Source organism: Enterococcus sp. LJL120, assembly GCF_054871765.1.
Map to the genome: position 1 here is coordinate 1 of NZ_JBTXLV010000043.1, position 722 is coordinate 722.

At 42.0% G+C, this 722-nt stretch carries 1 protein-coding gene and 1 pseudogene; both read left to right on the forward strand.

Features of this window, described 5'->3' with window-relative positions; genetic code table 11:
- A pseudogene (locus tag ACYSNU_RS18925) lies at window positions 1-267 on the forward strand (DUF916 and DUF3324 domain-containing protein); the annotation flags it as partial.
- A 12-nt stretch (window positions 268-279) separates the two neighbouring features.
- On the forward strand, window positions 280-618 hold the full coding sequence (locus ACYSNU_RS18930; RefSeq protein ID WP_461738620.1) for an LPXTG cell wall anchor domain-containing protein: 339 nt from the start codon (window positions 280-282) through the stop codon (window positions 616-618).
- Window positions 619-722: the final 104 nt, after the last annotated feature.

Here is a 722-nt window from a genome sequence, read left to right on the forward strand (position 1 = left end):
GTCAGTGCGCAAAGTAATCTACACGAGTGGGAACTTGAACAAGAATTTACCATAAGTGCTGAGAAGGCTAAAGAAATGAATGATGAGACTGTGTTTAAGTTGACCTTACCTTCTTGGTTTTATATCTCAACTATTTTGATTACAATTGGCACCCTTGGTTTGACTGTTTATCTTGTCATAAGGGGAAAGAGTTGGAAAAAGCAGCGGAGTGCCGAGATAAGGAAAAGAAAGAAGAATAAGAAAAGACCGATCAAAGGAGGAGCATAAATGAGCAAAAGTTTGGGTCGCGTTATAGGGACAGTTCTTTTAGTGGTAAGTCTATGTTTGATGACGCTACCATATATAGTTTACGCAAGCGGAACATCGAACCCCTTAGGAACTGATGCAGGTATCGGCTTTTCAAGTGACAGTACGACGCCATCTTCTTCAAGTAGTAGTGGGAAAGATACCCTACCTTCAACAGGTGGAGGCACAACGGGCGGAAAGCTCCCCCAAACGGGGGAATTGACCACTCCCTTCATCCTGCTTTTGATTGGATGGGCGGTGGTTATCTTATCTGTAACGGTCTACCTATTGATAAAAAAAAAGAATGAGGAAGAAACGGAGGAATATGAATGATGGTTTACTATTGGGTCGCAGGACTAGGCATAGTTGGCTTGATTGGCATGATTGGATTTTGCCTATTTATTTTACGAGACATCAAAATGAATCGGGTGCTGAAA